The 15274-nt window shown below is 50.0% G+C and carries 2 protein-coding genes; both read left to right on the top strand.

The annotated features are described in order from the left end of the window. Nucleotides 1-81 precede the first annotated feature (81 nt). A complete protein-coding gene (locus tag ACOMHB_RS22630) occupies nucleotides 82-7695 on the top strand; it encodes an AAA family ATPase (RefSeq protein ID WP_448218312.1) in 7614 nt (2537 codons plus the stop codon). 147 nt (nucleotides 7696-7842) lie between these two features. Further along, a complete protein-coding gene (locus tag ACOMHB_RS22625) occupies nucleotides 7843-15207 on the top strand; it encodes an AAA family ATPase (RefSeq protein WP_448218311.1) in 7365 nt (2454 codons plus the stop codon). Nucleotides 15208-15274: the final 67 nt, after the last annotated feature.

Below are 15274 nucleotides of genomic sequence, written 5' to 3'. Positions count from 1 at the left end.
TCGGAACTTTTTTCCAACCCTAAGGTCAAATTACTGATGACTTTCAATGTCAGTTTTTTAATGACAGCAAGGAGATGGACTATGGATGGCCAGATTAGCACAGGTACAAAAAAACGCGCTCTTGATCTTAGCCTGCCTGATGATGGCGTAGCAGCCAAGATAGCAAAGCTGGATTTAGCGTTAAAGGAAAAGAAGGATGTAGGAATTTGCTCTGAAGTAAGGCCCAAACTGGAGAGATCACCGTCTTCGGAGAGGTTGCCTGCCAGAACGAGAACTGTATCCTCAACGGACTCCTCCCTGCCAAATCCCGCTCATGCCTTCGATTTTCGTTTTGTCGCCAGTGATGATGAGGTTCGACAGCTTTTGGTTGACCAGACCTGCGAAGGCCGGGACGTTACCCTGATTTGCCATCCCAATGACCTCTCTGAGGCTAACCTGCTGAACCGATTGAGCATCTCCGCTGATGGTCGCCACCTTCTGCGTTCGGGCAAGCTCTTTGAAGGTTCGCAGCCATTGACCCTGGTGCTGGATATCCGAAAACTCAGCAGCGATGAACTCCCCGTATTTAACGATCTACTGGACCCGGATAACCCCTGTCTGTTCGACAAAGTCAGCCAGAAGAAACGCCCTCTGGGCGAGCATGTTGCCCTGCTGGTGCTGGCGGACCCTGCACAGTTGAAATCAATTGGCAGCTCAGACGAGGTGCCGGGAGCCGATTTCTGGCGGCGAATTAATCGCCCGGGCAATACCTGGCAGTTCGATGCTCAGAGCGACAATAAAACCGATAATAAAACCGATAATGTCTCATCGATGGCCATCAATAAGGTTCCTCCACTGTTGCCTGAATTGCCCAGTGCCGAAAGCGCCATGGACGACGACAATACCGTTTGTATTGAATGTCACTTGCACAGCCACTGGCGACAGTTGCTGTTGGGTGGTCCCGGAGTGGATCAGCAGGGGCGAATCCAGCATATCCCCGGCAGGCTTGAGTCATTGAGAGCCGGACAACGGGTCATTCTGAAAGGTGCCAACTGGCAGGATCTGGCCTTTGAGCAAACGATTCGGCAGATGCTGGCGCAACAGAGCTTTGAGAGCAATGGCAAGCTCTGTGGGTTACCCGACGATGTTCAGTTTTATCAAATGCCAGTGGCGGAGGATGAGCTTCATTCAGTGTTTCAGACCCTGTCCCGCTCCAGTGACAAAGGGTTTGGTAAAGGGCAGGCACCACAAAACCCGATCATTATTAACCAGAGTAATATTGCCCAATGGCTGAGCCCGATTGCCATAGGTCCGGAAGGCTATGCAGTCCCCAACACCTGTCTGTTGGAACAGCTTCGGGCAGGAGGTGTGGTCACCGTAACCTCTCCTCTCACTGAGGCACACTGGTTTCGTTTGCTGGGTTCTCTGCAGACTATTGGCGAGACCACAGGCCTGAAGCCCCGACTTCGGGTAGCTCATTCAAGACAACAGCCGAAAGCTCTGGGACTGGCGGAAAACGATGCGCACTCTCTGGCCAATAACCGTCACCTACAGGAAAAAATCAAAAAGCAAACCGACATTAAAGCCTTCATTTATCAGCAACCCGCCTTTGCAAATTATTATGTCAATCGTCACTGTGGAGAGCCTCTTGTCATTCAGGTCAATGAGCAGACCAGCTTGAGCCAGCTATTTGATAATATCTATATCACCTCGGAACAAAAGGCACATTTCGGACGCAGTCAGAGTGACTTGCAGAAGGCATTGACCACTGGCAATCGGGTGGTCTTCCGGGGGCTGGAGAGCAATCCAACCCTTCAGCAGCTTTTGGAACCCCTGATTGTCGGGCAACCTCTGCTGGTGAATGGCCAATTACAGGCCTATCCGAAAGCTCAGGTGACAATACTCTGGCCTGAGTCTGTGAAAAGCCCATCCTTAGTATTTCGTTTGATGGTCGCCAAGAGTAAGCTGTACCCAGAGTCCGACCTCTGGGATATCAATGTCCTCAAGCATCATATCCGCCGGGAAAAACTGCCAGAGAAAGCCCTTCACTCACTTTACAAAGCGTTCAATACTGTACCTGGATACCTGTGCAAACCCCTGCCAAAAATGACCGCAGGGTTGTTGAGTAACCTGATACTGGCTGCCCAACGAGCACAGCAGGTTGACCATTCCTCAGAGCTTTTACCCCGCCACTGGCGCAAGGCCATCAATAGCGTCATTACCCATGGTACCCGTCAGCATCCGGCGGTGCGTGATTTTATGAAAGTGGCTTGTTGGCACTTGTTACCGGATAAGGATCAGGCCGCCTCGGTAGACCCGGATCAGTTAGCTGCCATCATCAATAGCGCCCCGCGACTGGATAGAAAGTTTGTCAGGCAGAACCTGTGGCCGCTGGCCCGGGCCTTTGACCCGACCGTGTTTAAGGATGCCGAATTACAGCTTTCCTATGATAGTCCGTTTCCAGAGCGGGGTGAAAAAGACCTTATGGACAGGTTCTGTGCCATGATCGCGGCCCATGGGCCTGAGGATAAACGAGATGCCATAGCCTATCAGTTGGCAGTCGATCCGGCGGCAACAAAGCCCTGGCAATCCCTGGCCATCAGGCCAACCAGACAGATTAAACGTTTGCAAGATGCACTGGCTTGTGGCTGGCAGTTACTTTCGCAATCAGGGCAGACCCGATCCGATGCCATTCACGCTCTGGCCTCCGACTGTTCAGACATTGCCAGAGGAGAATTTGTCACAGAGAATCACTCAGAACGCATTGAACGCATAGAAAATCGACTGTCTGATTCACTGCGATGGTCGGGTTCTGGTGATAGGCCATTTGTCACAGAGAATCCTGACTCGGAACGCATTGAACAAATAGAAAATCGACTGTCTGATTCACTGCAATGGCCGGGTTCTGGTGATAGGCCATTGTCAGCAATGGCCCGGGATCTTTATCACGGCGAGATGGGTCAGGAGGATCGTGAAAGCCGTCGATTGTCCCGGCTCCATGACCGGCTTAAAGACTCTCCCGTTATATTCATTGAGGGAGAAACCGGCACCGGAAAAAGTTACTTTTCAGCGAAGATGGCAAAGGCTTCAGGACAGGCTTCGGTCATTTCCCTTGGACCTTCTGACAGCGAACAGACCCTGATGAAACGCTGGCAGTGGCAACAACAAGACGACGGCGACCGCTCTATGGTTCAGCAAAACCGGACATTGATGGAATGGGCCAATAGCGAATCCGACAAAGATGGAGAATACATCACCCTGGTGCTGGATGAAGCTAACCTGGCTGAAGCCGGATTGCTGGCATCATTGAACGGCTTATGGGAACCGCAACCTTGCATCTATGTGAATGGTCATCCTGTCAAGGTCAGCGAAAAACACCGGGTAATTCTCACTGGCAACCCCGATCATTATGCCGGGCGTCAGCTGGACCCGACCCTGAAGGAAAATCTGCTCAGGGCTTACTACCCACGCCTGGATCAGGCTTTCCTTCGGGACAGGGTGGTGGAACCGGCTTTGCTCAATCATTTACAACGCCATCAAATAAACGGTATTGCACATAAGGCCAGCAAGAGTGTGATGGCACTGTGGCAATATTATCAGGAGCTGTTGCCCGACCATGAGTTTACCCCCAGGGATTTAACCGATATCTGCAGCTGGGTGGGCTGGTATCTGGATCGTGCGTTGTCCAAAGGCGACAGTGTTAGCTGTGAGCAAGTGAACAGTTTGATCCAGCAAAGTTTCCGGGATGTACTGGGTGCCGAAATCAGCGAGACGCATCAGGATGCCCTTTCGGCACTGGAAATCTGGTTTGCTGCCCGTTACGAACTGGACAATAGCCTGCGCGACAAGGTTCATAACCACACCCTGCCAGATATTCAGCGGGACTTCGAAGCATTTACCAAAGAATTCCGACCTGAGTTTGATACCTCCGGATCGACAGTCCGTGAACTTGCGCAACAGCTTGGGCAGGATTTAAGCCGCTGTCAGCAGGCTTATCATCACGACAGAAAACACGACGGACGACAGGCAACGCTGATTGAAGGCCCGGCTGGACGGGGTAAAGATGCCACGCTGAATCTGCTGATCAAAAGTGTCAAACAGCGAGCTGAAGAACGGGGAGAAATCATGCCAGAGGTCTTTCCCCTGAATGCCTGTGATTGCTCCTGGGACACAGTGCGTGAAGCGATCCAGAAAGCAAAAGTTGATGGCGGCATCGTGGTGATTTCGGAAATGAATCTGATCGACAGCCAGCATCTGGAAGGTGAGTTAAACGGTATTCTGGCCGGTGACGCGCATCCGGGTTTCCATCTCTTCGCCACTATCAACCCACCTGAATACAGCGGTCGAAAACCCTTATCACCGGCGCTGAAAGGACGTTTCAGACATTTGCCGATCCGGCAGTATAACCCGACCGAATTACAGACCATTGCCGAAAAAGTGCTGCCACAGAACACCCAGGGGAAATTCGCGGCTGAAAAGCTGACCCAGCTACATTGTCGCTTGAGGGCTGACCTGAAACAGAAAAACCTGCCGTTACAGCCCAGCAGCCGTGATTTACAAACTGTCGCCAAGGCTGTTACCAGAGCGGGCGATTTTAGCGACAACGGACTGCATCAATGCCTCAATCAGCACTATCGGCTTTACCTGATAGCCGCCAGACTATCGCTGGAGGAACTGCCAGAGTCATCAACGCTTGCCATGGATAAAGGCGTGTTCGATTCCGGACTTTGCCAATGGTTCAACAAAACAGTACCCAGCATTGATCGTCCGTGGATGATACGACTCGGTCACCTCGACAGTATTGATGAAAAAAACCATGAAATTCGCATTAAGGCTCGTCCGAATAACGAGGAAGTCAAAGCGGAAATCATCAGAAGGGTGGCTCAGGCCAAATGGCAGGCATACGGTCTTCCCCTGAAGCCGGATCAGTCGAAGGATATGCTCATCCAGGCACTTTACCGACATTGGCAACAACGCTGGTTTGCTCATGAGTTTCGCGAGACGGGCGTGGCTGCTAATAGCGTCTTTCCCCTGACGGAAGAACAGGAACAAACGCTGAAAATGTCAGCTAACCAGCCTTATCTTCAGGAGGCTGATCAACGGATAGGGGCATGGAGCTCCGACGCGGTTCAATTGTGGCCTGCGTTTTGGCACCAGGCAAGTGGTCAGCCGAACGACAGTCTTGACGATTCTGAAAAACACATCCTGAGAGCCCTCAGGAAAAAGGATACGATGTTGGACCGGATAACTAACTATGAGCATCTGGAGACGCCACAGTGTTATAACTATAAAGTTTTTGATATCGAGTCCCCTTCATCCACGATGAATCGCTGGTGGGTAAAGGATATTAATGTGACTGCAAAGGGTGATGTCGAACGGCTCGATATCAATGATCAAGACATTGAGGGGTTTGAAACCCTGACACCGTCCCAGCAACTGCCAGAGACATTAACCAGAGTTCAAACACTGGCAAAATTTAAAACGTCATCGAAGAATGGTCAGTATCTATTGCCCAGCCTGACGCCTGACGAGTCTATCGTGGCCCTGCGTATACAACCCGAGATGGCATTTACCCTGATCAGGGGTCGATATACCGGGCTTCACACGCTGTCGGTTCCAGAGGCCAAAGCCGATCAGTTTGTTCACGTGACTTACGTCGTAGAACCGAGAGCACCGGGCAAAAAAACACCGGCTGAAGCAGCCCGGGCAGGACGATCAACACGGCCTGACGTCCACTGTTCAAAAGGTATGAAAAAGGTACTGGATGGATTGTTCAAGAACCTTGCCGATCAGCCATCCGAAATTCGGGAGGGCTTGAAGACAATAAAAAAAGCTAAAAACACAAAGCAACGTATTAAGGCGATCACGGACTATTGCACACAGTTTTCCGGCAAGACTCAGCCAGAAAACAATGAAAATTTATTCAAATTCCTGGTCACACAGCGACAAGGTAACTGTAGTCATCGTGTGCCTGTTTTCGTTGCTTTTTGTCGTTATTTCGGGATTCCATGTCGGCAAATCACCAATCCTGCCCATTGCTTTGCTGAGTATTCCCCGGATGGCGGTCAAACCTGGAAATCGGCGGATTTGGGCGGTGCAACTGTAGTGACAAGAGAAATCAAATCTGACTCCCGGCCCCTCTGGAAGTTAAGGGATTCCAATCATGTGTCAGCAAAGCTTAAGAATCTCCTGAAAAGGGCTGATTTTGCACAACAGCAAGCTCTGGCTGAAGCCTCTGGCATGAGCCTCGGGGAACTGAACAAAGCCCTTGCTTCAGAAAGTGCGTGGTCTGCAACGAATCCGGGTCCTTCCAGTATTCTGAAGAACCTCTGGGAGAGAAAAGATTTAGCCGGTTTTTCCATGGCTGTCTCATTGATCGAGTCTCTGAAGACAGATGCATTGGCCTGGGGCAAGAATGAATTTAAAGCAATATCGGAGGCAGCAAGACATATACTGTCCAACAGTGATGAAGATCAGGTCACTGAGCTTCTCAAGTCACTCCGTTCAAAAATAATGGGTCAGGCCGGAGCAAGCCCTCATCAGTGGTTGAATTTAATAACGGACATACTGGTAGACATAGACTTAGCCAAACCTTCGCTGATTCACTTTGCCTATGAAGCCATGGAATCAGGTTGGCTTGAACCACTGCCGGTCAATGTGAAACATCCTGCACTGACCACGAAACTTCATCTGTTATTGTTGCTCCTGGAAAACGTAGACGAGCTGAAAGTTAAAGCCGCCCATTGCCTGAAAAACTGGTATCAGACATTTTATTTCAGGGAAAAAAATAGCCAGGCATGGCAGTTGTTTTATAAGCGTTTCCAGGAGAATAAAGATGATACCCGCGCCTTCATCACTGATAGTTATGATGGGTTTTCGTTATCCCTTGAAAAAAGTATTGTCGACTCATCTTTACAGGAGGCCTGGACGGACCAACCCAATGGCATTCCCAATATAGAACGAATGCTGACGCACAATCCTGCATTTGTACAGTTAATCTCGGGTAAGGCAAACTGCCGCCCGGTGATTATCCTGGGGCAACCTTGCTGGAGTAGCACAGTGATTGATGAAAAGGCTAAAGCCTTGCTTTATCAGGAAGTTGAGAACAGTCCGGTATTGAATCCGTTAATGGAAAAAATCGATCAATATCTGATAAACGAAAAAGAAAAACTCCACTATCTTGGGCAAGAATTAGACGAGATCTTTGCACAGTTAATAGGAATGAGTGTTCGCAGCAACATTACAAACATGGACGAATTACTGCTTCAAGTTAAGGAAACACCAATTGCTACGCAAAACAAATACGAAGCCGAGCCCTCTAAGTTATCACCTGAGGAGCAAACACTTGTGGATAACTTAAAAAGCAAGTACTCCCGGGCGCTTCGTCAGGCCTTCAGTCATTATCTGTTTGGATTGACACACTCGAAAGGCGGCTCCTTAACGTATTGTTGGTGCGATTCTGTCGCCCTGGCCAAGATCTCGGTTAGCGGTTCTCATGGCGCTCATGATCCCTCCTCTCCGGAAGAGCTGAATGCCATTATGGAAAAATTGGATCCTTCTCTGTCTCGGGAAAGTCTCAATGATGACTACTTACGGCAGGCACAGGACGCCAGTAACGCTCTGGTGCTGAGATCCGCTGAGCTGACAACCATTGCCGAAGAGTTTTTAAACAGCGTGAACCTGAACTCGCTTTATGAGTCATTGGACACCTGGTAACCGTTTGGTCATGATGAGTTTTTCGAGATCGACTGCTTCCTCCAATGGTGACGGCTAACTGTTCAAGCGGAACTTCCATCCTGTCTGAAGGTCATATCATTAAACATTTTCAATGCGGTCCTTCAGATGACAGGAGAGAGATTGATTGTGGATGGTCGGATTAATGAGAAAATAGACAACTCCGTTCGTAATACTGGTGTACCAGACAACAGAGCAAAACTGGATTCATGGTCAAAGGCTGTAAAAACCTGCCCTGAAGTAATCGCCAAACTCAACAGATCGTCAACTCCGATAACATCGCCTGACAGAGCGAGAATCGTATCCTCAAACTCAAAGACCCCTCACGCCTTTGATTTTCGTTTTGTTGCCAGTGATGATGAGGTTCGACAGCTTTTAGTGGCCCAGACCGGCGATGAGCATCAGGATGTCACCCTTATTTCCCATCCCGATGATCTCTCACAGGCTAATCTGGTGACCCGGTTGAGCATTTCCGACGATGGTCGCCACGCGCTTCGTTCAGGCAAGCTGTTCGAGGGTTCAAGACCATTAACACTGGTGCTGGATATCCGAAAGCTCACCAGCGGGGATCTGCCAAAATTCAACGATCTACTGGATCCGGATAACCCCTGTCTGTACGACAATGTCAGCCAGAACAAACGTCCCCTGGGGGAGCATGTTTCCTTGCTGGTTCTGGCAGACCCCACACAGTTAGCATCGGCTGGGCAGCGTGACGAAGCAGCGGGGGCCGACGCACCGGGGGCCGACGCACCGGGGGCTGATTTCTGGCGCCGAATTAATCGCCCGGAAAATACCTGGCAGTTCAACGCACAAAAAGCCAAAGTCCCTCCTGTATTGGCTGAGCTCCCCCCTGCTGAAAGCGCTGTGGATGACGACAATACCCTTCTTATTGACTGTCACCTGCACAGCAGCTGGCGACAGTTGCTGCTCGGCGGCCCTGGAGTGGATAAAAGGGGACGAATCCGGCACATCCCCGGCAAGCTTGAATCATTAAAGATCGGACAACGGGTAATATTGAAAGGAGCCAACTGGAAGGATCTGGCATTTGAACAGACGATGCGACAAATGCTGGCGCAAAAGTGCTTTGAGAGCAATGGCAAGATCTGTCATTTACCTGACGATGTTCAGTTTTATCAGATGCCGGTAGGGGATGAAGAGCTTCATTCACTGTTCCGGGCCCTGTCCCACCCTGATGAGGCAGGACTTTCCCATAACCCACCGGGAAACCCGATCATTATTAACCAGAGTAATATTAGCGAATGGCTGAGCCCCGTTGCCATTAACCCGGAAGGTTATGCTGCGCCTAACACCCGCTTGCTGGAACAGGTTCTGGCGGGCGGTGCAGTCACCGTAACCTCTCCCCTCAATGAAGCACTCTGGTTTCGTTTGCTGGGTTCACTGCAGACGATTCGCGAGACAACAGGTCTGGAGCCCCGACTTCAGGTGGCTCATTCGAGACAGCAGCCGAAAGCCCTGGGATTAGCAGAAAACGATGAGCAGCCTCTGTCCATCCCACAGGAAAAAACCGGAGACCAGGCTGCCTTTGAAACCGTCATTTATCAGCAAAATGCCCAGGCACGCCATTGGATCAATGATCACCCGAAAGCACCTCTGGTCATTCAGGTCAATGAGCAGACAAGCTTCAGCCAGCTATTTGACAATATCCATATAACCTCGGAACAAAAAGCCCATTTTGGACGATGTCAAAGTGATTTCCAGATGGCATTAACCGCTGGTAAGCCGGTAGTAATCCTGGGACTCGAGACTAATCCTGCACTTGCGCAGCTCCTTGAGCCCCTGGTTGTTGGACAACCTTTGTTGCTGAGTGGCCAATTACAGGCCTACCCGGACGCTCATGTCACCCTACTCTGGCCTGAGTCTGCAAAAAGCTCCTCTTCAGTATTGAGCTCTATGATTGCCATGGGTAAACCCTGTCCTGAGGTTGATATCTGGGAGATCAATGCCCTCAGGCATGGTATCCACCGGGCTGAGTTGCCAGAACAAGCGCTTAATGAAATTTACGAAGTCTTTGAAACCGTACCCGGCGGGCTTTGTATACCTCTGCCAGAAATCACTGAAGGATTGTTGAATAACCTGATACTTGCTGCCCGCAGAGCACAACAGGTTGACCAGTCGACACTGCTCCTGCCCTGCCACTGGCGAAAGGCCATCAACAGTGTCGTCACTCATGGTGCCCGGCAACACCCATCCGTGCGTGATTTTATGAAAGTGGCTTGTTGGCACTTGCTACCGGATAAGACGCCAGATATCAATAAGAAGTCAGATGAGAATCAAGCCGCCTGGGTAGACCCGGATCGCTTGCACGACATCATCATGACTGCCCCACGGTTGGATAGAGCGTTTGTGAAGGAAAATCTCTGGCAACTGGCCAGAGCCTTTGACCCGGCAGTATTTAAAGCCCAGCAATTACGACTGAGATATAAACGTCCATTTCTGAGCGATGAAGAAGAAGCTCTGGACAGACTCTGTGCCCTGATCGCGGCTCACGGGCCTGAAGAAAAACGGGATGCAGTGGCGTATCAGTTGGAAGTCGATCCGGCGACAGCAGGACCCTCTCAACCCTTAGCCATCAGGCCAGCAAGACAGATTAAACGTTTGCAGGATGCACTGGCCTGTGGCTGGCTGTTAATTTTGCCAGCAGGGCAGCTCCGATCCAATGTCATTCACGCTCTGGCCACTGATTGTTTCCATATTGCCAGGGGAGAATATGTCACAGAGAATCCTGACGCAGAGCGCATTGAACGCATAGAAAAACGACTGCTTCAATCAATGCAATGGACGGGTTCCAATGATCAGTTCCTGTCAGCACTGGCTCATGATCTTTATCACGGCGAGATGGGTCAGAAGGATCGTGAAAGTCGTCGATTATCCCGACTCCATGACCGGCTTACAGACTCTCCCGTTATATTCCTTGAAGGAGAAACCGGCACCGGGAAAAGCTACTTTTCTGCCAAAATGGCGAAGGCTTCAGGACAGGCTGCGATCATTTCCCTTGGACCTTCTGACAGCGAACAGACCCTGATGAAACGCTGGCAGTGGCAAGAGCACGCCGATGGCGACCGCTCTATGAAGCTGGAAAACCGGACCTTGATGGAATGGGCCGGGACCCGATCCGACAAAGGCGAAGGCTGTGTTGGAGGAAACTATATCACCCTGGTGCTGGATGAAGCCAATCTGGCCAAAGCCGGATCGCTAGCGTCATTGAACGGTTTGTGGGAACCGGAGCCCTGCATCTATGTGAATGGTCATCCTGTCAAGGTCAGCGCAAAACACCGGGTGATTCTCACCGGCAACCCGGATCATTATTCCGGGCGCCAGCTGGACCCGGTCCTGAAAGAGAAACTGCTCAGGGCTTACTACCCTCGGTTAGACCGGGCTTTCCTTCGGGACAGAGTGGTGGAACCGGCGCTGGTCAATCAGTTACAACGGCATCTGACAGGACTTCAAATAAACAAAATTCTACCCGGTGCAACCGGGAGTGTGATGACACTCTGGCAGCACTATCAGGAGCTGTTGCCGGATCATGAGTTTACCCCCAGGGATTTGACCGATATCTGCAGTTGGGTGGGTTGGTATCTGGATCGTGGGTTATCCAAAGGAGACAGTGTCAGCTGCGAGCAAGTAAACAGTTTAATTCAACAAAGTTTCCGGGATGTACTGGGTCCCGAAATCAGCGAGACTCAAAAGGACGCTCTTTCGGCACTGGAAATCTGGTTTGCCGCCCGTTACCCACTGGATAACACATTGAGCGACAATGTTCGCATACAAATCCTGAACGATATACAGCAGCCCTTCATGCAATTCGCTGAAAAAAACCGACCTGAGTTTGATACCTCCGGATTGGCAGTCATTGAGCTGGTGCAACGGCTGGGACAAGATTTAAGTCGCTGTCAGCAGGCTTATTATCGCAAGGTAAAACACGGCGGCCGTCAGGCGACGCTGATTCAGGGTCCGGCCGGACGGGGTAAGGATGCCACGCTGAATCTGATGATCGAAAGTGTTAAACAGCAGGCCAGGCAAAAGGGAGAAACCATGCCAGAGGTATTTCTCCTGAATGCCTGTGATTGTTCCTGGGATAAAGTGTGTGAAGCGATCCATAAGGCAAAAGTGGAAGGCGGCATCGTGGTGATTTCAGAAATGAATCTGATCGAAAGCCAGCATCTGGAAGGTGAGTTGAACGATATTCTGGCCGGTGACGCCCATCCGGGTTTCCACCTGTTTGCCACCATCAACCCGCCTGAGTACAGCGGGCGAAAGCCCTTATCACCGGCTCTGAAAGGCCGTTTCAGACATTTGCCGATCCGGCAGTATAAGCAGACCGAATTGCAGACCATTGCCGAAAAAGTGTTGCCTCAGACCACGGAGGGGAAATTCGCGGCTGAAAGACTGACTCAGTTACATTGCCGATTAAGGGCTTACCTGCATCGGAAAAACCTGCCGTTGCAGCCGACCAGCCTTGATCTGCAGAATGTCGCCAGAGCTGTTACCAGAGGGAACGATTTTACCGAAAACGGACTGCATCAATGCCTCGATAAGCACTACCGGCTTTACCTCATGGCAGCCGACCTGTCGCTGGAGAAATTGCCAGAATCATCGGCTCTCGTTATAGGTAAAAGTAAGCTTGATTCTGAACTTTGCTATTGGTTCAACCAAAGGGTACCGGGCATTAGTCGTCCGTGGTTGATACGACGCAGTGATATCAACAGTATTGATGAAAACAATCATGAGATTCGTATTGAGGCTGAGCTGAGTAAAGAGGAAGCCAAAACGGAAATTATCAAAAGGGTGGCCAGGGCCAAATGGCAGGCATCCGGTCTCTCGCTGAAGCCGGATGAGTCGGACGATATTCTCACCCGGGCACTTTACCGACACTGGCAGCGACGCTGGTTTACTCGCGAGTTTGGCCGCACGGGCGTGGACGCCAATAACCTGTTCCCTCTGACAGGAGAACAGGAACAAACGCTGAAAAAATCAGCTTGCCTGCCTTATCTTCGGGAGGCTGATCAGCTGATAAGGGCGTGGAACGCCAATGAAGTTCAATGTTGGCCTGCGTTTTGGCAACAGATAAGTGATCTGCCGAACCATTGGCTTGACAGTTCTGAAAAATACAATCCGGAAGTCCATGAGAAAGAGGCTATAGCATTGGACCAGGAAACGAACTATTCGCACCTGAAGCAGCGGCAAATTGTCGACCATAAGATTTTTGATACACAGAGCTTTCCTTCCAATATGTATCGCTGGCAGGCAGAAGATATTTATGTGACTGCCGGGGGTGATATCAAACTGATCGATATTAATGATCAACATATTCAGGGAGTTGAAACCCTGATACCTGACAGTCTGCCGGGGCCTGACCAGGAAGTTACACTAGCCAGCGATCAAACACTGGCGACCCTGATCATCTCATTGCACAAGGGTCGATGTATCTTGCCCAGCCTGCAGGCTAACGACTATATCGTCGCCCTGCGTATAAAACCCGAGTTGCCATATAATCTGACCAGGGATCGATATACCGGTCTCCACACACTCTCTGTTCCTGAGGCCGAACCCTTCCAGCGTATTGAAGCTGCTTATGTCGTAGAACCCAGAGAAGCGGGCAAAAAAACACCCGCCAAAGTAGCCCTCCCGAAACAGGCAACACGCTTCGACGCCCACTGTTCAGAAGGCATGAAAACAGTACTGAACAGATTGTTCAAGACCATTGAAGGCCTGCAAGACCCAACCGAAGAACAGCGGCCTTTATGGCAAATAAAAAACGCTAAAAACACGACGCAACGCATCGAGGCGATCAAGGGCTATTGCCAACAGTTCTCCGGTAACGCCGTAGCAGAGAGCAATGAAAATTTCTTTCAATTCCTGGTAACAAAACGGCAAGGAAGCTGTCGTCATCGTGTGCCTGTTTTTGTCGCTTTATGTCGCTATTTCGGGATTCCGTGTCGGCAAATTGGCAACTTTACTCACGCCTTTGCCGAGTGTTCTATGAATAGAGGCCAAACCTGGGAGTCAGTTAACTTGCTCGGGGCGCCTGCCGAGGTGACAGAAACCCCGTCTGTCTTCCAGCCTACCAGGAGGGTCAGTGGTTCTGGCACTGCGTCAAAGACACTGAAGGAGCTCCTGAAAGGCGCCGACCTGGCACAACAGCAAGCTCTGGCTAAATCCTGCGGCATCAGCATTGGGGAATTGAACAAAGCCCTTGAGACTAACGGTGCATTGCCAAAAGCCAGTCTAAGCACCTCCGATATGGTAGACAAACTATGGCAGGAAGGAGATTTAGCCAGTTTTTCCATGGGTGTCTCAATATTATTGGAAAAAGATGCATTAAGATATCACGACAGGATTTTGATCGCTGATATCTATAACGACGATGAGAATGAACATAAAACGATGTCGGATGCAGTAAGAAAAATATTGTCCAACGATAATGCCGATCAGGTCATTGGACAACTCAAGTTATTGTACTCAAAAATAATTGCTCAGGGTGGATCAATCCCTACAAGGTGGTTGAGTTCAATGAATAGTTTATTGGATAGCAAAGCCTTAGCCATACCTCCGTTTATTCGCCTTGCCCATGAAGCCCTGGTATCGGGTTGGTTGGATCCACTGCCCACCTACCATAACCATGTTATGAATGCCGCTCAGCATCATCAGCTATTAGTGCGTCTGGAAAGCATCGATGAATTGAAGGTAAATGCCAACCATTGCCTGAAAAAGTGGTATACGGAATTATTCTCCAGGGAAAAAAATAGCCATGAATGGCGATACGCTTTTGCCTATTTACAAAACTACGGAGATTATTCCTTTTTCGTCACTCATTGTCATGGTGGGTTTTCGCCACTCCTTGAAAATAAAATGACCCACTCATCTTTACAGACCGCCTGGACGGATGAACCTCAGGGAGTTCCGAATATTGAACGAATGCTGGTGCATCAGCCTGCTTTTGTGCGGTTAAACCCTGGCACGGCGAACCACCGTCCGGTGATTATGCTGGGGCAACCCTTTTGGTTCAACAGCGGGATAATTGAAAAGGCCAAGGCTCTGATCCAACTAAAAGCTGAGAATAGCCCGAGCTTGAAGCAGTTATTGGAAGACATCAAAGAAAAACCTGATGAGGAATCACCTGACCTTTTGGAAAATTTTAAAAAACAATGCTGGGAAGCAATTAAGCAAGCCTTCAGTCATTATCTGTATGGAGTGGCAAACTCGAACGGCGGTTGCTTAACGTATTTTTGGACCGATGCTTACGCCGGGTCAGACTCCTGTGGCGCTCATGATCCATCCTCTCCAGCAGAGCTGTATGCCATGATGTTTGAATTTGGTACCCCCTCCTTTTTTCAGAAATTTATCAGGGATGACTACATAAGGCAGGCACTCAACGCCAGTAATGCCCTGGTCCTGAAACCCAATGATCTGACAAAAATTGCCGGAGAGTTTTTGGACAGCCTGAATTTGAATTCGTTGTCTGAATCGTTTTAAAAACTATAAAACTTTTGTCCAATCTCATGGTCAAATCATTAACCCGTTTCAATAAAGTCCTTTAGAT

The organism is Endozoicomonas sp. 2B-B (assembly GCF_053470045.1).
This window is presented reverse-complemented; position numbering and strand designations above follow the sequence as displayed.